A 23,960-nucleotide genomic window follows, 5' to 3' on the forward strand; every position below is an offset into this window, starting at 1 on the left:
TATTTTTAACCCAATATGGTTGATTCTAAGAGCCTATGGATTGGAGAAGAACTTCGGCTACTATCAAATGGTGCTATTGGTACCTTTGAAGGAGTCCTTTCGGATGGAAATATTAAAATTAAGTTAGATGGGGTCATCAGAATTTTAAATCCTCTCGAAGTTGAATTGGCTCCTGAGAACCATGATATTCCAGTACATTTTGAGGACTCATATCTTTACGAACCATTGACAAAGAAAAGTAAGCCTTTTAAAAATCAAGTCGAAATTGACTTACATATTGAAAAACTTGCACCACATCTAATCCACGGAAACAAAGAACGAATACTTAGCTATCAATTAGAGAAATTCAGAGAGTTCATGGCTCAACATTTAAACTCCAAACAAACCAATCTCCTCATTATCCATGGCAAAGGGGAAGGAATTTTGCGTGAACAAATCAGGTTAGAACTTAAATCCATTTCAAGGGTAAGATTTTTCTTTCCAATCCACAAAAATGGCGCAACAGAGGTTTGGCTAGACTAACTAATCTATGACTAGCTTTTAACTTTTTACCAATTTTAAAATTTTAGCACTTTTTGAATCTGAGATAACCAACTGATACAATCCGGATGACAAATGATTCAAATTTAATGCTTTCTTATTAACACCTTCCTGCACCTTGAATTTTTCCGAATATACACCCACACCAAGAGAAGAAAATATGGAAACAGTCACATCTCTCACTTCTTTGGATTCGATAAATAACTCACTGGAATTGGAAAATGGATTAGGCTCCAAATACGTTTGAATATCCAATTGAGGATTTCCTGTTCCAACTAAACTTCTATCACCGAAAGCAAACCAGGTAGCCCATTTTCCGCCGTTTAACAACACCTGTTCATTGCCTACCGAACTAATTTTAGAAGAAGTTAAAGTCTTCACAGAAATACATTGATTCTGAGATGCATTCTTACTGTCGAACAGAATTTTATCATCCTTAACAGAATAACTAGAGTATGCCAACCTTTCTCGGTTATCAGCAATAACATTTATTTCAGATTTTTCAATGTTAGCTCCAAGCAAAGCATAATCGGCAGAAAACAAGCCGGATTCAATATAATCAAATGCAACAACATCCAGACTGTTCTTTGAAAAAACGGGATTCCCAACACTGGTATTCTCGGGAAGTGATGAGATTAGTTTTTCCACTTTTCCGGATCCGAAGGTATTTTTGGACTTATCAAAAACATGCAAAAAACCAATATCCCAATATGTATACTGCCCTCCGGTACTTTTATTAATTTCATTAAATGCATCATACATCAAGTATTCTCCGGCATGATCAAAATCCATTTGATCTGCATATCTTACATCGCCAGTAACACTATTTGAATAGGTTGGGTTATACAATTTAAATGATTTCCATTCTTCTTTGACAAAATCATAAATATGAATTTTATCCTCTTCATTTGTAAACAGAACCGCTATTAAATTACCATCCTTTGATCCAACGACATTCCTGTAGATATCATCACTATCCAATTCTTCTTCCACAAATCTCTTAAGAACTGGATCATAATACAAGTAGTACAACTGATTATCCCCATTTACAAAATATATTTCAGTTCCATTATCAATTATACTTGGTTTGGACAATACATTTTGTGTACTTAAAACAGTTGGTTGATTTACAAAATCATACAAATAAATCCCTTCTTGGTCTGCATCAGTACAAACTAAATACTCTTTCCCGGGATTAATAGCAAGATCCTTCTTAGGAACAGTCCCTCCACCAGAATTCCCCAAAATTCCTACCTGGTCAAATGCTTTTTTTGCACCTGCTAGGACATCTGGAGTTGATGAATACAGGTCAACTGCACTTCTCTCTACTCCAATTCTCAGGTCTTTAAATACTGATGACCTGGTAAGAAAATTTGTAAGGGTGTGGTAAAAAACACGCTCTCCAATTTTTTTGGCCTCTTCTTCGGTTCTAGACTTTCTCAATTCCTGGACAAACAGGTAATAAGCGTAATTAGGAATCCCGCTATTGATATGAACCCCGCCATTATCTTCTGTTCCTATGTATTGTTCAGAAACATGTCTAGGTTGGTAGTAAGGTTGATTTCTACTTGTACCTCCATTATGGGGATTGCTAAGGTCTCTTAAGGCTCCAGATGGAAAGAATGCTTTTATGACAACATCTTCACCCATTTTCCAATCGTCACGATCAATCATTGCACCAAAAATATCTGCAAACGATTCATTCAATGCGCCTGATTCATTTTCATACTTTAAGTTTGCAGTATTCTGAACGACCCCATGTGACATCTCATGCCCACCAACATCAAGCGCTTTAGCCAATTTCGTAAAATATTCATCCCCATTCCCATAAAACATCGCCTCACCATTCCAAAAAGCATTATCCATAGATTGTCCATTATCATCAGCAACATTTATGATGGATACTATAGTCCCCCCACTACCATTGATTGAATTTCTTCCAAAGGTATTCAGGAAATATTCATAAGCTTTCAAGCTGTTATACTGTGCAGATACGGAAAGTTTATCCAACCACATATTATTTGAAGATCTTACAAGATCTACATTAAAATTACTAAGGCTAGGACTGGTATTTCTTGCATCAAATGTTAAAATCCCACCAACCGGCTCATCCGGCATTTTAGATTGATTTAGAATAAACATTCCCCTGGAAGCATCCACCATGTAATAAAAACTCCCTTCCTTCCACACATTAAAATTACGGGTGACATCAAAAAGATCCTTGCCACTGGCAGGTTCATTTCCCAGTGGGCCGGCAATTAAATCTTCTGCATGGTTATGTACCAAATTACAAACATTAGAAAATGCTTTTAATACCTCACCGGTAATTAAGTCAATTACAAGGTCCCAATTCTGTCGAAGATTTGGAGTTACATTTACTTTGGAAACCAAGTGCCATTTTCCATTTTCTGAATTTTGCCAATATGCATTGTGTTTGCTCTTAATACCAGATTTAAGTGGGCCGGCAGATTGATTCAATTGACACGGAATACCCAAAGAAATAAAGTAATTGGCAACAATTTCCTCTATATTCACTTTAGTTCCTGATTGCAAATCTGGTGCGTCATGTGGAACAAGTAAATTCCCATGAATAAAAACTTCCCCATTGGAATAGTGATGAAAACCATATTCGGCGTCCGTAACAGGAAGCCCCTTAAAAGTTAAATTCAATTTGACATGCTGTGTCCCGAGCTCATCTGAACTTCTTTCCAACAAATTAAATTCCAAGTCTGGATTTAAATTAAGATTCAATTGACGTTTTAAAAAATCAATATAGATCGTGCTCTCAATAGGAACATTACTTCTGGATGTGGGCAAGTTTGTAGTGAACACCCTGGGGTTATTGCTCTTGTCCCAGTCTAGAACTTTAATACGCCCATTCAATTTAAGAAATTGAGTGTTTGGTAAGGGTTTGAATTTAGTGAAATCATAGGCAAGTCCTGAAATTATGCCTGGATTCTGACTTTTACTTTTTTTAACAAGTTTTTTTAGAACTTTTGGTGGTTCTGTATTTTTAAATACAATTTTGCCCTTTAGGACTTGTCCTTGCAGCAGAACTAAATTGAAAAATAAGATTGTTAAGGAAACCAGTATTCTATTCACTTGATTTTAGATTTAATCAGATAATTTAAATTGGCATACAATAACCTCAAAGCTTCCGGCACGTCAGGAGAACTTGGGGCCCAGGCAAACCTGATAATTTTGCCTGAATCCTGAATCTCTATAAACTCATAAATGTTTCCAGGCTCAGAAAAGTTCATACGTTGGAGGCCAAGTACCTGGATATTGGAAAGGATTTGACTAACTTCTGACTTTGAGAGCTTTGCAATCTTTTCATTGCCTCGACTAATATTCCCTTTTGGATCTATCGATACCTTCTCTTCCTTCCCGACAAAACCACCACCATGTCCAAAACTTACTATAAAATCACTCATTTCTTCTTGGTTTGATCTCGATCCTGAACAGCCCCAGCCCAATACCAACATTGTAGAAAGAAGACACAAAACTTTGTTTTTCAAACACATATAATTCTTTCTCCTTAAAATTGTGTTAAAAATACAAACAATGAACTATATGAGTTGCAAAATCGTTTTACCTTTATCAAATAATTAATTAAACAAGAAAAAAAAATGAAAAAACTATTCTTTTTCTCCGCATTTGTGTTGTTCCTTGGATCTTTCGAACTTTTAGCCCAATCGTGTGCGCAGTCTAAAAAGGCATGTTGTGCCGCCAAAGCTTCTTCTTGCTCTAAAACAGCCTCTGTAAGTGATGCTGCCCTTAAAGCTGCAGAAAGTGATGCTTCTATTGAAAAACGAACTTGCAAGGACACAAAAAGTATTTGCTTTTTTAAGAACACTGTTGATGCCAATGGAAATAAAATTGCTCAAGAAGTAGTTTTTGATGAAGCAAAGGCTATCTTCGTTAATTATACACCAGCTGATGCATCTACCAATTCAAATACTGGTAAATCATGTGGCTCCAAAAAAGGAAAGTGTTGTTCTAAAGGATCAGCAAGCGCTGGTGAGACAAAATCTTCTGGTTCAGTTAACTAATAGATTAAAAATTATATATAAAGAGGCCTTCAGAATGAGGGCCTTTTTTATTACATAAATTTAAAGTGATTCAACAATTAAATTATGCATCACTCAACCTTTAAATTTTAAGCATAATTGTGTTTCGTATTTTATCCTTTTTTCTATTGAGTTCATTAAGTTTGCTGAATATATTGGGCGCCATGACACCAGAGATAAAATCACTTCAACATAATTGGTTTTATCGATCACCGGATCAGAATGAATGGACTCCATGTTCCATCCCAGGATTTATCCATAAAATATTATTTGAGCAAGGACTAATCCCTGAACCCTATTATGCACAGAACGAGGCTACCCTACAATGGATTGGTGAGAAAGATTGGATATTCAAGTGTATATTCGATGTCGACTCTTCCCTTCTTCTTCGCAAAAAAATAGAACTTCACTTTAATAGATTAGATACTTATGCAGAATTAAGTCTAAACGGTAGCATTTTAGGGGAAGTAAACAATGCTTTTCGCTTTTGGAAATTTGATTGTAAAAGTTTGTTGAGGCCTCAAGAAAACGAGCTAATTATATATTTTACCTCTGCACAGATAAAATCACAGAAAGAATATGGAAAACTGCCTACACCATTACCTGGAGATATTAGAGTAGTGAGCAGAAAACCACAGTTTCATTTTGGATGGGATTTTGGTCCAAAATTCATAACTGCGGGCATAGGATCCAGTCCTAAATTAGTAGCTTATGATGAAATACAAATTGAGAATTTAAGATTAAATACCCTGCAATTAAAGAAAACCCATGCTGACCTTGAGCTGGTATTATTTGGAAAATCAGCCAGTCTATCTCCCTACGAAATAAGTATTAAAATGGGGACTGTTCAAGTTAATCGCAAGATATGGCTTGGTCCGGAATTTAGAGAATATCGAATCAAATTCAAATTCAAAAACCCGGAACTGTGGTGGCCAAACGGAAGCGGTATTCCCAAATTATACGATCTAAATATTACTTGTAAAGATTCCTTAAAAACTACTCATTTCGAAACAAGTATTAAATCCGGAATAAGAACCATTTCATTGGTACACAAGAAGGATAAATGGGGCAAATCCTTTTATTTCCTGGTAAACAATACACCCATTTTTGCCAAAGGTGCGAATTATATTCCAAGAGACTTATTTCAGACTTCAGAGGACTCTGCCAATTCAATCTTGGAAGATCTTAAAGAATGTAATTTTAACATGATCAGAGTCTGGGGAGGCGGACAATATGAATCCGAGCAATTCTATTCGACCTGTGATAAACTTGGGATTTTGGTTTGGCAAGATTTTATGTTTGCCTGCGGAATGTATCCCGGTGATAAAGACTTTATTGAAAATGTCCGCATTGAGGCTCTTGAACAAGTAAGAAGACTTAGCGCCCACCCATGTATTGCTCTTTGGTGTGGAAACAACGAAAACAATGAAGGATGGCAAAGATGGGGGTGGCAAATTGGACTGAACACTACAACAAAAAATAGACTTTGGAATGATTATAAAACCCTCTTTATTGAACTATTGCCTAAAATTGTCATAGAAAATTCTAATATGTCTTCCTATTGGGAATCCTCTCCACTCTATGGACGCGGAGATGCAAGATTTCGCACAGAGGGGGACGCGCATGACTGGGGAATTTGGCACGATGAAATGGAGTTTGATGAATTTGGAGCAAGGGTTCCAAGATTTATGAGTGAGATGGGATTTCAGGCATTGCCATCTTTAAGTACCATTAAAAAATTTGCCCCTCCAGATGAGCTTAATCTTGACTCCAAATCTATGTTGGCACACCAAAAACATCCAAGGGGAAACAAGTTGATAAATGACTATCTGCAAAGGGATTTACCTCCCCCAAAAGATTTTAAAAGTCTAATTTACCTAAACCAGATCAATCAGGCTGAAGGAATCGGACTTGCAATTGCTGCACATAGAATGGCCAAACCATTCTGTATGGGGACTTTGTATTGGCAGTTGAACGATTGCTGGCCTGGTATTTCCTGGTCAGGAATTGACTATTTCGGACGATGGAAAGCCTTGCAACATAAGACTAAAAACTTGTTTCAACCAATATTGATTTCGGTTAAGAATTCTGAAAACTTTCTAGAAATTTATGCATGTTCTGATAAAATGACACCAACTCCCCTTTCTGTCCAGATTACAGCTCAGTCTTTTGATAAAGAAATTTTAAAATTCGATACCTTACAAATCAAAATGGAATCACAACAATGTAAAAGAATATATTCCTTCGAAAAATTAAACTTAATAAGCAAGCAAAAAGAGAATCAAACGGCATTAATTATTAACTGGCAATACGATTCTGTCTCCAGCCAAAACGTTCATTTCTTGATTAAACTGAAGGATATTAAATTTAGAAAACCTGAATTTAAAATAGACTCGATTCAAGCGATAATGGATGGCTTTTCATTTTTAATCAGCTCTAATGAATTTTGTAAATCAATTTATCTTGAAGAGTCTGATACATTGTCCTTCTATCCCAACTTTTTTGATCTTGTTCCCGGAGCTCAATTGCTCGTAAAGTGCAAGACAAAAAACAAATCATTTGCCCCAAAAGACCTAATTATTAACAGCCTTTACGATCATTTAGAAAAGTAATTTATGCATTCCAAAACGCCATTTAAAGAGCATATAATTCAGGGAATTCCGACTAATTTACCGGTTACAAAAACCAGAAATTCTAAATACCCACACGCACCAAAAAGAAATATTCAAGGGGTACTTACCGTAGAAGAAAAAAAACTAGCTGTAAGGAATGCACTGAGATATTTTCCAACTGATATGCACCCAATCCTAGCAAAGGAATTTGCTGCCGAATTGGAAGAATATGGAAGGATTTATATGTACCGATTTATCCCGGAATATCCAATGTTTGCGAGGCCAATTGAAGAATATCCCTGCAAGTCCAAACAGGCAGCAGCCATCATGCTCATGATACAAAATAATTTAGATCCATTGGTGGCAAAGTATCCAGAAGAATTGATCACTTATGGAGGAAATGGTGCCGTTTTTCAAAATTGGGCGCAGTATCTTTTATGCATGAAATATTTAGCTGAAATGGAAGATGACCAGACTCTGGTTTTGTATTCAGGTCATTCACTTGGGTTATTCCCCTCACATAAGAATGCGCCCCGGGTTGTAGTTAGTAACGGAATGATGATTCCTAATTACAGCACGAAAAACGATTGGAATAAATATAATGCCTTGGGTGTTACTCAATATGGCCAAATGACAGCTGGCAGTTTTATGTACATTGGTCCCCAAGGCATAGTTCATGGCACAACCATAACTTTATTGAATGCTGGAAGATTAAAAGGTTTAGGACAACATGATCTAAAAGGACATTTGTTTATCACTTCTGGCTTAGGAGGCATGTCCGGAGCTCAGTCCATTGCAGCCGTTATTTGCAAAGCATGTTGTATCATTGCCGAAGTTGATCCGGCTGCAATAAAGCAAAGGATTCTCGATGGTTATATTTTGGAGAAGAATGTGTTCCATGATCTGAATGAATTATTTGCTGAGGCAAAAATAAGGCAAAGTAAAAATGAAGGTATTTGCCTGGTCTTTGCAGGCAACATAGTAGACTTATGGGAATTTGCTGTTGTTCAAAACATAGAAGTAGCTCTTGGCTCAGATCAGACATCCCTTCATAATATTGATGATCTAGGATATTGTCCGTGTGGATATAGTTTTGAAGATGCGCAAATCCTGCTTAATCAAGATAAGGATTTTTTTATGGAGGAAGTGAGAAAAAGCTTAAGAAGACATGTCTTGGCTATTAATACATTGGCCGGAAGAGGTATGTACTTTTGGGATTATGGAAATGCCTTTTTGAAGGAAGCCGGAAAAGCGAATGCAGATATCTGGAAATCTGAATCAGAAGGAACATATAGATACCCTTCCTATGTTGAAGATATCATGGGACCATTGTGTTTTGATTATGGATTTGGTCCATTCAGGTGGGTGTGTACTTCCGGGAATGAGGAAGATCTGCACATTGCGGATAAAATTGCCGCTAAAGTGGTAGAAAAGCTTGCAAGTGAATCAGAAGGGAATTCAAGAGCCCAAAATCTGGATAATTTAAACTGGATCAAGAATGCATCCGTAAATCTGCCTATGGTAGGCAGTAAATCAAGAATACTTTATGCGGATACTTTAGGAAGAATTGCGATCGCAAAATCTTTTAATACAGCTATACGGGACGGCATCATCAGTGCCCCGATTGTATTAGGAAGAGATCACCATGATGTATCCGGAACGGACTCTCCATACCGAGAAACTGCCAACATTACAGACGGGTCAAAATTTACTGCAGATATGGCTATCCAGAATGTCATTGGAGACAGTTTCCGGGGTGCCACCTGGGTTTCTATCCATAATGGTGGTGGTGTTGGTTGGGGAGAGGTCATTAATGGAGGCTTTGGGATGGTAATTGACGGAACAGAATTATCGGACAATAATATTGAGTCCATGATGCTTTGGGATGTGGCCAATGGAATCGCCAGAAGAGCCTGGGGTAGAAATCCAGGTGCTGTTCTCACTGCCCAAAATATTATGGAACAAAAAAGAGGATTAAACATAACCATTCCAGTAAACGTTGACCAGGAATTGATAGATAAATTATTTTAATAGGACAATTTGAATAACTTTGTATTTTGGACAAAATTTTAAAACCTTACGCATATGATGAATGAAACAGTAGGCTCCATAATGACTACTAAACTACTGACAGTCAGCCAGGAAGATACACTTCAAACCGTTAAAGAGATTTTGATCAACAACCGAATTCACCATGTTCCTGTAGTAGAAGGTAAAAAAATGGTAGGTTTGGTAACGACTTATGATTTGTTTAAATTAAATGTTGATCATAAGGATTATGCCAAAACCCGAGTTGGCAATGTTATGACAAAGAGGTTGGCTTTTTTGGAATCTTCAGATAAAATCGGGACTGCTGCTGAGGTTTTCATGGAGCATTTATTCCATGCATTACCAGTGGTAGATAACGGAGAATTGGTTGGAATTGTCACCACATTTGATGTGTTAAAATATGAATATCAAAGAGAGTACCCTTCTAAGAAATCTTAGAAGAGTATCCTTAAGTAATTTATTAAATACCTAGCCTGCTAATTTTCTTAATAAAATTTAGCGTGTGTTTTAGAGATGTGTGATCAGATATAATTTAAGACCTTTTATGGGTAGTACGTATATTTTTTTGTTTTCGATTTTTGCCATACTTGCAATAGCTAGTATCTTGACGTTGTTTTACAATCTTAAAAGACAGAAAGAACTTACAAATTCGATTCTGAGTGAAAAAGACCAAATCAAAATAGCTTTTGATTTGTGCAGAAAGGAAAAAATGGATGCTGATGATAAGTTAAACCTCATCCAGGCCCAGGAAAAGACATATAAAGTTGCATATGAAGATTGGAAAGCTAAATATGAAATGCTGGAGAATAGATTTATTCTGCTCAAAAAGGAATTAGAAGCTAAGCCCCTTCCAGTTGCACCACAAATTTTTTCAGAACCTAAATCAACAACCGACATACCTCAATCTGATGTTCATCATGAGTTCATTGAAAAAGATGCTCCGTCAGAGACATCCATTGTTCAAGAATTACAATTGATTCTGGATCAACATTTAGAAATAATAAGTTCGTTGATTGGCGATGAAAAAATGGAAGCCATCAACAAAAAAATAAAACCAGCTGACCCATTACACTGGATCATGGGAATTGATGAAGATGTGTCCAAAAGATTACAGAATCAGGGAATCAAAACCTTTACTCAAATTTCAAGCCTTCCTAAAAAAGAGATAAGAAAACTGATGGATCAATTCGAAGAAATTGAAGAAAAAGTCATTGAATCCTGGCCTTTGCAAGCTTCTGCAATTCTGAATACGCAAGAGCATAAATAATTCTTATTTACTGATCCTTTCTTTATATTTATTGTTCACTTTGGGTAGTTCTATGGATAGAGCGCAATAATATAGTACAGGCAAATATATCAAATGTTTATTTCGAAATTTTTTAATCCACTGAAATGCCGGGTGCATTTGGCTATTTTAGCTATGCTATTTTTATTCGTTTTAAAATCTTGTATTTCAATTCCAAAACAATATAATGGCCTTAGCCCTGGCATCTGGCGGGGAACCTTTATACTTGATGACAGACGACAGCTAATTGTTACAAAAGGGAAAGATGAAGAAATCGTCAGAGATCCAAATCCTGAATCCCAAAAGACTGTAGTGCCAGTAAATTTTGAAGTGATTTATGACTCAGAGAAAGAGTTTCATATTGAATTTCTTAATGGGAAAGAAAGGATTCGTTTTGACAGTGTTGAACATGGCAGAGATATAAGAACAGGAAATGACACCTTTGTAATTCATCTGACACCATACGATGCTTTAATAAAGGGTATTTTTGAACACAATAAAATGGCTGGGGATTACATTGTGTTGGATAAATCCAATTACAGCATTCCTTTTCACGCAACTCATGGCCAGTCCCATAGATTCTTCAGAACATCAGAACTTAGTTCAACTGATGTAAATGGAAAATGGCAAACGACCTTTGAAAAAGACTCTGTCGATCAGTATTCAGGGATTGGTGAGTTTGAACAAGAGGAAAATAAAATAGTGGGAACCTTTAGGACTGAATCCGGAGACTATAGGTTTCTTGCCGGAGAAATATCAGGTAACAGAATGTGCCTTTCAAGTTTTGATGGCGCCCACTTATTTTTATTTGATGCCGGAATTGAAAAGAATAAAATGTTTGGAACCTTTTATTCCGGGAAACACTCAAAATCTAGTTTTGAAGCTATTCGAAACGAATCCTTCCAACTTAAAAAAGCGGATAGCATTTCGATAGCGATTGCAAAGGGTCCCATGATTTTCAAATTTGAAAATCCAGATGGAAATCAAGTAAGTAACCTTGACTCCGAATATGAAAACAAGGTTAAAATTATACAAGTGATGGGATCATGGTGCCCGAATTGTCGTGATGAAAGTGAATTTCTCAAGAGTTATTTAAAAGAACATCCGAATCAGGAGATTGAAGTAATAGCTATAGCTTTTGAACGAAACCCTGACAAAGAAAAGGCACTTAAAAGAATTAGAGATTATAAATCTAGTTTATCACTCCCTTATCAGGTACTTTATGGAGGACAGGCAAATAAGGATTCTGCCAGTATTGCCCTACCTCAAATCGATAAAATAAAATCTTTTCCAACCATGATTTTTCTGGACAGAGCAAATCGAATCGTAAAAATTCATACAGGCTTTGACGGTCCGGCTACATCGGTTTATTATATGTTTAAACAAGATTTTGAAAGCACAATTTCTGACCTATTAAAACAGAAGGATTGAAAAAAAATATTTTAATCACAGGGGCCAGCTCTGGAATTGGTTTTGCCACAGCCATAAGATTTGCAAAGACCAAGCTTTATAGATTGATCATTTGTGGCCGAAGATCTGACAGAATAAATCTGCTTGCGGAGAAGCTGCACTCTGAATATGAAACAGAGGTAAGTCAATTATCTTTTGATGTGCGAAACTATGAAGAATGTGCCAAAGCAATTGCCTCACTCAAACATCCTTTTGACAAAGTGGATATTTTGTTAAACAATGCCGGATTGGCACTTGGCTTAGATTATATCCAGGATGGAAATCTAGAGCATTGGAATACCATGATTGACACAAACGTAAAGGGGCTTTTACACATGACGCAATTGATTTCTAAAGGCATGATCGAAAGGCAGAATGGGCACATCATTAATATTTGCTCAACTGCGGGAAAGGAAGTATACCCAAAAGGAAATGTTTATTGTGCATCCAAATTTGCTGTTGAAGCTCTTACAAAAGGAATACGTCAGGATTTAGTTACACACGGCATCAGAGTCGGTCAAGTAAGTCCTGGACATGTTGAAGAAACTGAATTTGCAATCAACAGATTTGAAGGCAATCAACAAAAAGCCGACATCTACAAGGACTTCACCCCACTAAATGCATCAGATGTTGCAGATGCGATTTTTTATATGGCAAATTGTCCGCCACATGTAAACATTCAGGACATTCTGATGACTGGCACACAACAAGCTTCAGCGAGTCTTGTGGACCGAAGTGGCCGAAAATATAAGGATCAGAAATAATGCAACAAAAGGATAAATCCCACAGCAAAATTTGCTCCGCAATTAACTTGAAATGTCCTATAAAAATCTAAATTCATGCCTGTCTGATCTGGAAAAAACCGGACAGCTTCTTAGAATTCCTGTGGAGGTGGATCCTGATCAGGAAATTGCAGAAATACACAGAAGAATTTATCAAAAAAAAGGGCCTGCTATTCTCTTTGAAAAAGTAAAGTCAAGCCCTTTCAAAGCGGTGTCCAATCTTTACGGAACCAATGAAAGATCCGAATATATTTTTAGAGATTCTCTTTCAAAAATGGAGCATCTCATAAGACTTAAAGTAGATCCTTCAGAATTATTAAAATCTCCTATAAAAACTCTGCGTGTATTGCCTTTTCTGGTGAATGCGCTTCCCAAAAGAATAATATTTAATAAACGAGTATTGCAATTTGAAACCAAGATCAGTCAATTACCTTTGATAAAATCCTGGCCTGAAGATGGTGGTGCATTTATCACTTTACCGCAAGTTATAAGTTTTCCGCCAAATTCAAAATCACTTAAAGAGGCTAATGTCGGTATGTATCGTATACAATTGACAGGCAATCAATATCATCTGGATCAGGAGGTCGGTCTGCATTACCAATTGCATAGAGGAATTGGAATACATCATAAAGCTTTTAATCAGACGGATAAAGAATTTAAAATAAGTGTTGGCATTGGTGGGCCCCCAGCCTACTCGCTGGGCTCAATTTTCCCTTTACCTGAGGGTTTAAGCGAGATTCTTTTTTCCGGATTGCTAGGCAATAGAAGATACCCATACACTTGGCAGGATGGCTATTTTATTCCTGTAGAAGTAGATTTTTGTATAACCGGAATTGTAGAAAAAGACCTACTTAAACCAGAAGGCCCCTTTGGTGATCATCTAGGTTATTATAGCCTTACGCATGATTTTCCAGTAATGAAAATACATAAAGTATTTCACAAGAAAGATCCAATCTGGCATTTCACAGTAGTAGGAAGACCCCCTCAGGAAGACTCCGGATTCGGACACCTTATACATGAGATGGTTAAAGAACTTACCACAAACGAATTTCCTGGAGTAAAGGAAATTCACGCAGTGGATGTTGCAGGAGTACATCCGTTATTGCTGGCCATTGGCTCTGAAAGATATATGCCTTTTAGGGAGAAGAGCCCTGAAGAAATTCTTACCCAGGCCAATCACATACTTGGTAAAGGACAAACCTCTTTAGCTAAGTACCTCATTATCACAAGTAATGAAGATGCCCCAAATCTAACCACAAAAAATATTCCTGAATTTTTTAATTATATTTTAAAGAGGGTGGATTGGACAAATGATCTTCATTTTTATACTAAAACCACCATCGATACACTTGATTATTCCGGTGAAAAATGGAACAGTGGATCAAAATTAGTAATTGCAGCAAATCGAAAAATCCAAAGATCACTTTCCTCTGAATTTATTGGTTTCCCAACTATTTCAAGTATTGAAAAAGTAAAATTGATTTCACCTGGGATATTGGCATTGGAAATGCCTAAATACCAAAACGCTTCGCAAGCCAAAACAGAAATAATTGAATTAAAAGAAAGACTAAAAAACTATGACACAAGTGGTTTTCCACTCATCGTAATTGTAGATGATGCAGAATTTGTTTCTATCGATTTTAATAATTTTTTATGGGTAACTTTTACCCGAAGCAATCCATCCCATGATATTTTTGGCTTAGGGGAATTTATTGAAAACAAGCATTGGGGTTGTCGTGGAGCCTTAATCATTGATGCGCGTAAAAAACCTCACCATGCTCCTGAATTAGTTGCCGATAAAGAAGTTGAATCAAAAGTGGACCATTTATTTCATTCTGTGGAAAGTTTAAAACCTTATGCCTAAAATGAAGGTTCATCCGGAATTTAAAATCATTATGGAAGAAATTCTGGGTGATGACTACACACTTTTTGCCGATTCCCTGAGTGAAAAGCCGCCTGTCAGTGTCCGATTGAATCCATTAAAACCTTATAACAATCTATTTTTGGGAAATAAGGTCACCTGGGCCAATCATGCATTTTATCTCCATGAAAAACCAATTTACACATTGGATCCATATTTTCATGCAGGACATTACTATCCGCAGGAAGCCTCATCCATGATTATTGAATCGTTGGTTAAACAACTTCACCTACCTTCTAGTCCTATTGTTTTAGATGCTTGCGCAGCGCCAGGAGGAAAGACAACGCAACTTTGTACCTTATTTCCTTTTACTTCTTTGATACATGCCCATGAATTCAATCCACACAGGAGCGAAATTCTCAGACAAAATATTGAAAAGTGGGCTTACCCAAATTGTTTAGTAAGTTATGGTCCATTACAAAACTTATCACGAAGTGGGCTAAAGTATGACCTGATCCTTATAGATGCTCCTTGTAGTGGAGAGGGTATGTTTAGAAAAGAAAATGAGGCCGGAATTCAATGGAATAAAAGTAAAATTGAAGGTTGTGTCCACATGCAAAAAGAGATATTAAAACAAATGGCTGACTTGGTAACTGATGGTGGCTATATAATTTACTCAACATGTACATTTAATAAATTCGAAAATGAAGACAGAATTAAAAATTTTATTCAAGAAAGAGAATTTGAATCCATTAAAATTCAAGCTGTTGATGGAATGAATTTACTGCATTCCAATGAGGACAATGTACATGTTTATAAAAGCTTTCCCCATAAAAACAAAGGAGAAGGATTTAGCTTTTCGATTTTGAAAAAACATGGAATTAATCCGGAACGAAACACGCCAAAAACCCGTATATCAAAAAAACAAACTGAACAAAAAGGAGCCGAATTTCTTGAACTTTCGAATGAGTATTCTTCCATTACCCATCAAGGCATTGAAGTGATTTACTCATTAGATATTGAAGAATCCATCTTAAAAATTTATCATTCCGGGTTAAGGATTAAACATCTGGGTATTCCTTTAGGTCACTTTAAAGGAAAGGATTGGTTTCCTGCGCATGGATTGTCCCAATCCCCTTTTCTCAATTCAAAATTGACTCATGTTAGTTTAGAAAAAAATGTAGCTTTGGATTACCTTCGGGCCAACCAATACCAATTACCCCAAGCGCAAAGCGATCAAATTTGGCAGATTGCCCGATTTGAACAAGCTAACCTCGGGTGGTTAAAACAAATTAATGGAAAATTTAAAAATTATCTTCCTAAAGAAATTAGAATTCATTCACTATAATCTTATTTCTATGCGTCAAATTTTGATTTTCATTTTGTTTTTTGTTGGCAAAAGTTTGTGGTCTAACTCAATACCTGAATTAGAACAATGCCTTATTAAACGCAACGGGGCGGATAAAATTGAGGTCTTTTATGAGCTTAAGGATCTGGATAATCAACAGCTTGAAGTTCGCTGCAAATTATTTTGGGCAACCGGCGATCAAATCCATCAGGAAATCACGGACATTTCCTTTTCCGGAGATATAGGATTTCCAGTGTCTACCGGCATCGACAAAAAAATAACCATCCAAACATCCAACCCGAATGGGTTCCAAGGAGAAATAAGGCTGATTCTAAGCGCTTTTGACCGCGAAAATCTAGATGTTGCAGAAATCCTCAACCAGATTAATCTTAAAAGATACGAAAGTGATTTACAGGTCTTGCAGGGAAAACGAAACGCAGTGACCGATCCGACATTTTTACAAAAATCCAGAAACTACCTCACAGAACAACTTAATATGCACCTTCCGGTCACTGAGTTAAAATCCGTTGTTCCCCAGTATACTTGTATAAACTATGAATCCAATCAATGGGGCACTGAAAAACCCGGTAAAATCCAAATAGTAGATGCCCATTATGATAGCTTTGGTCAATCCCCGGGGGCAGATGACAATGGTTCCGGGACTGCGGGCGTTTTGGAAATTTTGAGGGTTCTTTCCAAATACGCAGCAAAAAAGACAGTCCGTTATTTACTTTTTGATCTGGAAGAACAGGGCTTAGTTGGATCTAATATTTATGTCAATAATCAATTGAATAAAAAAGATTCCGTGGAGGCTGTTTTTAATTTTGAAATGATTGCATATTATACAGAGAAGGAAAACACCCAAGATTTACCTACCGGATTTAACTTTCTTTTTCCGGATGCATATAACAAAGTCATTGCCAATAAGCGCAAAGGAGATTTCATCACCAATGTTGGAAACACTAATTCAAAGAAACTAATTGAGACATTTGAAAATTCATGCAAGAACTTTGTAAGCGGACTTAAATTTATTTCGTTAGAAGTTCCTGGAACAGGCAGTATGGTTCCCGACCTTAGAAGAAGTGACCATGCAACTTTTTGGGATAAAAATATCCCCGCACTTATGTTGACAGATGGTGCGAATTTTAGAAATAAAAATTATCACACACCGAAAGACAGCCTTAATTATCTTGATCTTACGTTTGCTACCAACACATTAAAAGCTACTGTTGCAAGCATAATTGAAGTTGCGGGAATAGAGCATGGCACCAGCAAAAGTTTCACTCTAAGCCCACAGACTAACAATGAAGATTTGGGGTTTAATCAAACAAGATTGAATATTTTTCAGAAAAAACTTTGGATTGAATGTCCTGCCATTTGTGAAAACCTTAAACTCACCTTAACCAATCAGCAAGGTCAGATATGTTTTGAAAAAACATTGAAAGAAGACGGCAGCAGTCAAAAAATGGTGGATTTAACTCAACTGACAGGTGGCTTGTATTTTGCAACACTATCTAAAGGCAATCGAACGAAAACCGTTAAATGTCTACTCTATCATTAAATACCAATAAACCGTGTATTTATCTTCTTCTTGGATCAAATCTTGGAAAAAGAAAATATCAAATAGATAAGGCTAAAGCTTTAATACAAAGTTTAATTGGTGATATCATTTCAGAATCGTCCATCTATGAAACCCAACCATGGGGAAATCTTGATCAAAAGAGTTTTCTAAACCAGGCTGTTGGAATCAAAAGTCAACTTACTCCTGAGCAAATGTTAGAGAAAATTCATGACATAGAGAAAGAAATGGGTAGATCGAGAAAGGAAAAGAACGAGCCAAGAATAATAGATATTGATATACTTTTATGGGAAAAAACGATGATCCAAAATGTAGATTTGGAAATTCCTCATCCTAGATTACATTTGCGAAATTTTGCCTTAGTCCCTTTAATGGAAATAGCTGGAAGTCAAATGCATCCGAAGTTTCATAAAAGCATTGAAGCACTGTATGAAGAATGTGATGACCAGTTGGAAGTTTATTTGAAAAATTAATGAAAAAAAAAATACCATATAACTATATCTGTATTGAAGGCAATATCGGGGCCGGAAAAACAACATTAACCACCAAATTGGCTAATGATCTGGGCAGTAAACTCATACTCGAACAATTTGCAGAAAACCCGTTTTTAGAATACTTTTATAAAGAACCAGAACGTTATGCCTTAGCGGTAGAGTTGTTTTTTCTTGCCGAAAGACAAAAGCAACTTCAAGCAACCATTATGAATAAGGACCTTTTTGCTGAGTTTACTTTGGCAGATTATTCATTGATTAAAAGTATGTTGTTTGCAAAACACAATCTCGCTCCGGATGAATTTGCGTTGTTCCAAAGAATATTTACCTCATTGAGTCAACAAATACCCAAACCTGATTTAATGCTTTACCTGCATCGACCGTTGGAAAAAATCAAAAAACATATTACGCAAAGGGCACGACCTTATGAAATGAATATTTCTGATCAATATCTCGAGACTGTTCAAAATTCATATTTTGATTTTTTTAAAGCGCAAACTATAATTCCTGTCCTTGTACTAGATGCGGAGCATTTTGATTTTATAGATAATCCTATACATTATGATGAAATCAAGAACATCTTAACCAACAAGTATAACCCTGGTCTTCACCACATTCGAATAATGTTTTAAAAAATATAAAATGAGACAATTTTTTAAATTTGTTTTTGCTTCTTGTTTGGGAACCATTCTTGCAGGCTTTTTACTTTTTCTAATATTGATAGCTATAGGCACAAGTATGGCTACAAAAAGTATGGATGGAGAAGGAAGCACTTCAATTTCTGATCCATCTGTGTTAAAAATTAAGATACCTGATTTCCTTCCAGAACAAACCAACAATGTTCAATTTTCCAGTTTTAGCTTAAAAGAGCAAAAGGTATTGGGCGTGCATGACATTGCACAATGTATTATAAACGCTGCAGCTGATCCAAAGATTAAGGGTATATACATTCATGGTTCAAACTATGCACACGGGTATGCCACATTAAAAATACTTAGAGATGCCTTGTTAAAATTTAAGGAATCCGGGAAATTTATTATGGCCTATGTTAATTTCACTGACCATAAAAACTATTTCATAAATTCTGTAGCAGATCAAATTTATATGCATCCACTGGGCTTTGTGGAATTAAAAGGATTTGGCGCATCCATTCCTTTTTACAAAGAAATGATGGAAAAAATTGGTTTAAAATTTAACATTTATTATGCTGGAGAATTTAAATCGGCAACAGAGCCTTTCAGACTCAGCAAAATGAGTCCTGAAAACAGGCTCCAATTATCCGAATACCTGAATGGACAATTTGCGTTGTACACTGAACAGGTGGCGAAAAGCAGAAATCTAGAATACAACAATTTAAAAAATATTTTTGATCAATTTCTGGCTTCTTCTCCAATGAAGGCCCTGGAATATAAATTGATTGATTCTATAGCTTACGAGATAGATGCACAGAATAACTTAAGATTTAAGCTAGGACTGCAATCCGGGGCTAAAATTAATTTTGTAAACTTAAATGATTATTTTCTGGCCAACGGAAAGTCAAAACAGGATTACAGCGCCAAAAATAAAATCGCCGTTGTTTTTGCAGAAGGAAATATAATCGATGGCCCGGGACAAGAAGGAGAAATTGGTCGAAAATACGTAAAAATCATTAGAGATATCCGCGATAACAAAAATATAAAAGCCATTGTGCTTAGAGTAAATTCTCCGGGTGGATCGGCCATGATGTCTGATGAAATATTGCGTGAGATAGATTTGGCACGTGCTGAAGGCAAACCGGTTGTAGTCAGTATGGGCGATTATGCTGCTTCAGGTGGTTACTACATCGCATGTCATGCAGACAGCATTTTTGCCAGTCCCCATACATTGACGGGTTCAATTGGTGTGTTCGCAATGATTCCGAATATAAAAACCATGACAGATGAGAAGCTCGGAATTGATTTCGATACCATTGGCACCGGGCCAATGGCCAGCAAATTCAACCTCACTCAGAATTGGGGAACTGAAGAAGCAAAGATCATTCAAGAAAATATAGACCATACCTACCAGACCTTTTTAAAAGTAGTATCTACCGGAAGAAATATGTCTACAGATCAGGTCAATGAAATTGCAAGGGGTAGAATCTGGCTGGGTTCCAAGGCTCTTCAGAATGGCTTAGTGAATAAAATTGGAGAATTGGACGATGCTATAAAATCAGCAGCTGCTTTAGCTTCTGTGGATCGTTATAGAATAACCGAATATCCATTGCAAAAGGACCCTGTCCAAAAATTTATCGATCAAATCAAGGGAGATGAGGAAGATTTAAGATCAACGTTAACCAAGAAGATCCTTAAAGAAAATCTTGGCACTGTTTATCCATATTACGAAGAATGGAATAACATTCAAAAAAATACCGGAGTTCAAATGAGATTACCCATTAGAATCCTGTATTAATAGAAATGACTGCATGTAATTTTCTACTAATAAGGATTAAATAATCCCTTGTTCTGCCAGATACCTTTCTGCGTCAAGTGCTGCCATACAACCACTTCCTGCTGCAGTAACGGCCTGACGATATATTCTGTCCTGCACATCCCCACTTGCAAAGACCCCTGGGATTTTTGTTTTGCTGGTTCCGGGAATAGTTTTAATATATCCTTGATCATCCATCTCCAACCAATTTAAAAATGGATCGGAATTTGGCTGATGTCCTATAGCCACAAAAAATGCTTTAATTGGGATTTCTGAAATTTGCTTGGTTACATTATTGATAATTTTCATACCTGTAACCTCTTCTTCACCTAAGATATCGAGTGTTTCGGAATTGTAATGAATTTGTATGGCAGGATTAGCGGTTACCCTTTCTTGCATAATTTTGGATGCTCTCATTTGATCTTTTCTCACCAGTAAGTGTACTTTTGGACAAAGTTTTGCCAGATAACTAGCCTCTTCGGCTGCAGTATCTCCACCCCCAACCACAGCAACTTCCAAGCCTTTAAAAAAGAATCCATCACAAACTGCACAAGCGGAAACCCCTTTATTCATAAGCTTTTGTTCTGCTGGCAGGCCAAGCCACTTAGCACTTGCACCCGTAGAGATGATGATTGCATGAGCCAGGAGCACCTCTCCGGATTCTGTCCATATCTTATGTACGGGACCTGTAAAATCTACTCCGGTAATCCGCTCATATCGTATATCTGTTTCGAATCGCTCAGCCTGATTCTTAAAATCTTCCATCATTTGAGGCCCATGAACCCCCTTGGGATATCCAGGATAATTTTCTACTTCAGTGGTTATCATCAACTGTCCACCAGGCTCACTGCCAGTAAATAAAATTGGGCGCATATTAGCTCTTGCTGCATAAATAGCTGCAGTATAACCGGATGGCCCTGAACCGATGATGATACAATGATGAATTTGCATGTGTGAATATTTAATTTGAAAAGGTAAAATTAGTCTTCTTATAAGATTCTTCTCCCCAAAATGTTCACTAATTCTTCAATATTCTTCCCAGCACTCACTTTTAAATTTGCTTGATTATAGTAATGCTTTCTTGAAATTAAAAGATTTTTTAAGCTTATAATATTAAGTAAATTGTTCTTAAACAAGGGTTTATTTAGGTTTTTAATTCGATTTAGTATGAGCTGTTCTTCAGCTTCAAGATATATTGTGTCATAGTTCCGCAATAAATACATATGGTTAAAATGGCATGTTAATCCCCCACCTGTTGAAACCACTCCAGGTTCCATATTTAAAATATCGAACAATACCTTACGCTCCATTACCCTAAAATTGAACTCACCAAAGGATTCCCATATTTCTTCGATGGTTAAATTATATTCATTTTCAATTATTAAATCCGTATCGTACCAGGGCAAATTGAATTTTTCTGATAAGGCACGTCCAAGGGTAGACTTCCCTACCCCGGACATTCCAATAATTACAATATGCTTATTCATGGGTATACACTTAAATTAAATGGCCAAATGTTCTTTATTTTGTACTATGAAACTATTTTTTTTAATTATAATATTTTGTTGGGGGACCTATTCTTGTGGACCCAAAAGTAAGGATTCAGAGATACAAAAAGAGGAATACCTTGATCCATATTTAGATGCAATCAGAATTTCAGCATCTGCAGACAAACCTACTAATAAAGACCATCAGGCCAAAATAGAATTTCATGAAAATGAATACGACTTTGGCACAATCACAGAAGGCGACAGTGTTTTTCATGATTTCATGTTTGTCAACAAAGGCAATGCAAGGCTCCTTATCAATGATGTTAGTTCATCTTGTGGATGTACATTTCCAATGTGGCCCAAAGGTTTTATCCGACCAAATGACTCCGGCAAAATCAGCATTATTTTTGACAGTCATGAAAAAGTAGGTTGGCAACTAAAAACCATTACTGTGGTAGCTAACACCAGCCCTACACAAACAGAAGTTTCTATCAAAGGCTTTGTTCAAAAAAATAAAAGAAATTGAAACCAATTAACAAAAGCAATTAGCTTTGCATTTTAACTGAATAATTTTTAAAATTTCTAATATGGATGGAATGATCTTACAATTGTTACCCTGGATTTTGATTTTCGGAATTATGTACCTTTTTTTCTTAAGACCTCAGATCAAAAAACAAAAAGAACAAAACAATTTCTCAGCAAACCTTAAAAAGGGCGATCAGGTATCCACAGGAGCCGGTATGATCGGTAGGATCACAAAAATTGAAGATTTTGTTGTGGAGCTTCAAATTGATTCCAAATCCTTTGTGAAAGTTTTAAAATCCTCTATCTCCAAGGAAGCAACTGAGTCATTAAAAGACAAAAACTACCTTGATTAAACTTTTCTTTTGAGTTGTAAACCAAACGAATAAGTCCCAATCAACTTAGGCCTTAAAAAACTAGAGTTGTTATTGTTGAAGTCTATTACTTAACTCAGTGTAATAAATTTTATCCAAATAATCAGCCAACAATTTATCTTTTGGATATTTGCTTTTAGAAATTGAAGCAAACTGAAAAGCATAATTGATCATTTCTTTATCTCTCAAAGCACTCATAACCATTAGCGTGTGTGGCAAGGATTGTAATTTTAATTTCTCCTTATTTAGGTTATTTTCGACCTCTGTAACTTTAAGATTAAAATCTCCCTTCTTAGATACTGTGAAACTTGAAGAAGTAGATTTTACAACACTTTTATCCAGTTGAATATTCCAAAAATACTTTTTACCAGGAAATAGATATTTTAAAGGATTTTTGAGTGTATAGTTAACGGAATTAACATAACTCTGAAAAACAAGAGCCTTCGACTCAAAATCATATATCTGGAGAATAAAATTACAAGAATCGCATGGGTGTGTCCATTTAAAATCTATTCCTGTCAAATCTGCAGAAATCATTCCTGTCATAGGGAAATTCAAAATAGGAACAGCATCCTCCCCTCTTGAAAATGCCAAAACAGTGTTGCTGTAATTTTCTTTTGTTTCGGAGGAGGTATGGGATGTAAAAAAAGAAAGAAAATAATCGCCCAATTTACTAAATATCGAACTCTCCGGAACTGCAATAAACTTCAAAGAATTTATTGTATAAGTTCCAGCATTTGAAATCTCACAAACCTCACCATTCGATTTTAGCAATTTAACTTTGGAATTCTGTGCCACAATAAGCTTTTGATCAGGTAATAAAGGGCCATGTACTAATGCTTTAGCCATGTTGACATTTTCGCCTTGCTTAAATACTTTGACATTACCTTGTATAAAAACTGCGGCAACAGACTGGGCCCTTAAAAATCCACAAAAAACAGTTAAAAAAACAATTAATATAAAAAAAACTCTAAGTGCCATAAATTTTAATTTAAGTATACTATGTACTTAAGTACATTTATTTTTAAAAGGTTATCACCAAGACTTTGAAAATATTCAT

General features: G+C 36.2%; 21 protein-coding genes. 16 read left to right on the forward strand and 5 right to left on the reverse strand.

Features of this window, described 5'->3' with window-relative positions; translation table 11 throughout:
* Positions 1 to 15 precede the first annotated feature (15 nt).
* The gene (locus IPJ83_12575) at positions 16 to 522 is read left to right on the forward strand and encodes a hypothetical protein (GenBank protein ID MBK7881382.1); all 507 of its coding nucleotides are present in this window, start codon (positions 16 to 18) and stop codon (positions 520 to 522) included.
* An 18-nt stretch (positions 523 to 540) separates the two neighbouring features.
* Here IPJ83_12575 and IPJ83_12580 read toward each other — a convergent pair whose 3' ends face one another.
* Complete coding sequence (locus IPJ83_12580; protein MBK7881383.1) at positions 541 to 3,642, reverse strand: M4 family metallopeptidase; 3,102 nt, start codon at positions 3,640 to 3,642, stop codon at positions 541 to 543.
* Positions 3,639 to 3,974, reverse strand: coding sequence for a hypothetical protein (locus IPJ83_12585; GenBank protein ID MBK7881384.1), 336 nt, complete (start codon positions 3,972 to 3,974; stop codon positions 3,639 to 3,641). Before IPJ83_12585 ends, IPJ83_12580 begins: the two co-directional genes overlap by 4 nt.
* A gap of 195 nt (positions 3,975 to 4,169) precedes the next feature.
* Between IPJ83_12585 and IPJ83_12590 the strand changes: the two genes are divergently transcribed.
* The 13 genes from IPJ83_12590 to sppA all read left to right on the forward strand — a co-directional run bounded on the left by IPJ83_12590 (position 4,170) and on the right by sppA (position 20,496).
* Entirely contained in the window at positions 4,170 to 4,592 is a 423-nt protein-coding gene (locus IPJ83_12590) for a hypothetical protein (protein MBK7881385.1), read from the forward strand.
* A gap of 119 nt (positions 4,593 to 4,711) precedes the next feature.
* Positions 4,712 to 7,222, forward strand: coding sequence for a glycoside hydrolase family 2 protein (locus tag IPJ83_12595; GenBank protein MBK7881386.1), 2,511 nt, complete (start codon positions 4,712 to 4,714; stop codon positions 7,220 to 7,222).
* Positions 7,223 to 7,225: 3 nt separating this feature from the next.
* Positions 7,226 to 9,253: a urocanate hydratase gene (locus IPJ83_12600; protein MBK7881387.1), complete on the forward strand. Its 2,028-nt coding sequence runs from the start codon at positions 7,226 to 7,228 to the stop codon at positions 9,251 to 9,253.
* 54 nt (positions 9,254 to 9,307) lie between these two features.
* Positions 9,308 to 9,709, forward strand: coding sequence for a CBS domain-containing protein (locus tag IPJ83_12605; GenBank protein MBK7881388.1), 402 nt, complete (start codon positions 9,308 to 9,310; stop codon positions 9,707 to 9,709).
* 106 nt (positions 9,710 to 9,815) lie between these two features.
* The gene (locus tag IPJ83_12610) at positions 9,816 to 10,538 is read left to right on the forward strand and encodes a hypothetical protein (GenBank protein ID MBK7881389.1); all 723 of its coding nucleotides are present in this window, start codon (positions 9,816 to 9,818) and stop codon (positions 10,536 to 10,538) included.
* A gap of 93 nt (positions 10,539 to 10,631) precedes the next feature.
* Positions 10,632 to 11,987: a TlpA family protein disulfide reductase gene (locus IPJ83_12615; protein ID MBK7881390.1), complete on the forward strand. Its 1,356-nt coding sequence runs from the start codon at positions 10,632 to 10,634 to the stop codon at positions 11,985 to 11,987.
* Positions 11,984 to 12,769 carry an SDR family NAD(P)-dependent oxidoreductase gene (locus tag IPJ83_12620; protein MBK7881391.1) on the forward strand — a complete coding sequence of 262 codons (786 nt, stop codon included), beginning with the start codon at positions 11,984 to 11,986 and terminating at the stop codon, positions 12,767 to 12,769. The genes IPJ83_12615 and IPJ83_12620 overlap by 4 nt, the downstream gene beginning before the upstream one ends.
* 52 nt (positions 12,770 to 12,821) lie before the next feature.
* Positions 12,822 to 14,651 carry a UbiD family decarboxylase gene (locus IPJ83_12625; GenBank protein ID MBK7881392.1) on the forward strand — a complete coding sequence of 610 codons (1,830 nt, stop codon included), beginning with the start codon at positions 12,822 to 12,824 and terminating at the stop codon, positions 14,649 to 14,651.
* A complete protein-coding gene (locus tag IPJ83_12630) occupies positions 14,644 to 15,996 on the forward strand; it encodes a hypothetical protein (protein MBK7881393.1) in 1,353 nt (450 codons plus the stop codon). The genes IPJ83_12625 and IPJ83_12630 overlap by 8 nt, the downstream gene beginning before the upstream one ends.
* A gap of 10 nt (positions 15,997 to 16,006) precedes the next feature.
* Entirely contained in the window at positions 16,007 to 17,557 is a 1,551-nt protein-coding gene (locus IPJ83_12635) for a M28 family peptidase (GenBank protein ID MBK7881394.1), read from the forward strand.
* Positions 17,539 to 18,048, forward strand: a complete 510-nt coding sequence (gene folK / locus IPJ83_12640; GenBank protein ID MBK7881395.1) for a 2-amino-4-hydroxy-6-hydroxymethyldihydropteridine diphosphokinase — start codon at positions 17,539 to 17,541, stop codon at positions 18,046 to 18,048. Before IPJ83_12635 ends, folK begins: the two co-directional genes overlap by 19 nt.
* A complete protein-coding gene (locus tag IPJ83_12645; protein ID MBK7881396.1) occupies positions 18,048 to 18,698 on the forward strand; it encodes a deoxynucleoside kinase in 651 nt (216 codons plus the stop codon). Before folK ends, IPJ83_12645 begins: the two co-directional genes overlap by 1 nt.
* A 10-nt stretch (positions 18,699 to 18,708) precedes the next feature.
* Positions 18,709 to 20,496: a signal peptide peptidase SppA gene (gene sppA, locus IPJ83_12650; GenBank protein ID MBK7881397.1), complete on the forward strand. Its 1,788-nt coding sequence runs from the start codon at positions 18,709 to 18,711 to the stop codon at positions 20,494 to 20,496.
* A 36-nt stretch (positions 20,497 to 20,532) separates the two neighbouring features.
* On the opposite strand, the gene trxB is transcribed toward sppA, so the two are convergent.
* Positions 20,533 to 21,465 (reverse strand): thioredoxin-disulfide reductase, encoded by a 933-nt coding sequence (gene trxB / locus IPJ83_12655; GenBank protein MBK7881398.1) that lies wholly within the window; start codon positions 21,463 to 21,465, stop codon positions 20,533 to 20,535.
* 38 nt (positions 21,466 to 21,503) lie between these two features.
* Positions 21,504 to 22,001 (reverse strand): shikimate kinase, encoded by a 498-nt coding sequence (locus IPJ83_12660; protein MBK7881399.1) that lies wholly within the window; start codon positions 21,999 to 22,001, stop codon positions 21,504 to 21,506.
* 46 nt (positions 22,002 to 22,047) lie between these two features.
* On the opposite strand from IPJ83_12660, the gene IPJ83_12665 reads away from it, so the two are divergent.
* Both IPJ83_12665 and yajC read left to right on the forward strand, forming a co-directional pair.
* The gene (locus IPJ83_12665) at positions 22,048 to 22,530 is read left to right on the forward strand and encodes a DUF1573 domain-containing protein (protein MBK7881400.1); all 483 of its coding nucleotides are present in this window, start codon (positions 22,048 to 22,050) and stop codon (positions 22,528 to 22,530) included.
* Between the two features lie 61 nt (positions 22,531 to 22,591).
* Positions 22,592 to 22,882 (forward strand): preprotein translocase subunit YajC, encoded by a 291-nt coding sequence (gene yajC, locus IPJ83_12670; protein ID MBK7881401.1) that lies wholly within the window; start codon positions 22,592 to 22,594, stop codon positions 22,880 to 22,882.
* 69 nt (positions 22,883 to 22,951) lie between these two features.
* On the opposite strand, the gene IPJ83_12675 is transcribed toward yajC, so the two are convergent.
* A complete protein-coding gene (locus IPJ83_12675; GenBank protein MBK7881402.1) occupies positions 22,952 to 23,881 on the reverse strand; it encodes a hypothetical protein in 930 nt (309 codons plus the stop codon).
* Positions 23,882 to 23,960 lie beyond the last annotated feature (79 nt).

The organism is Candidatus Vicinibacter proximus (assembly GCA_016713905.1).
Taxonomy (GTDB): domain Bacteria; phylum Bacteroidota; class Bacteroidia; order Chitinophagales; family Saprospiraceae; genus Vicinibacter; species Vicinibacter proximus.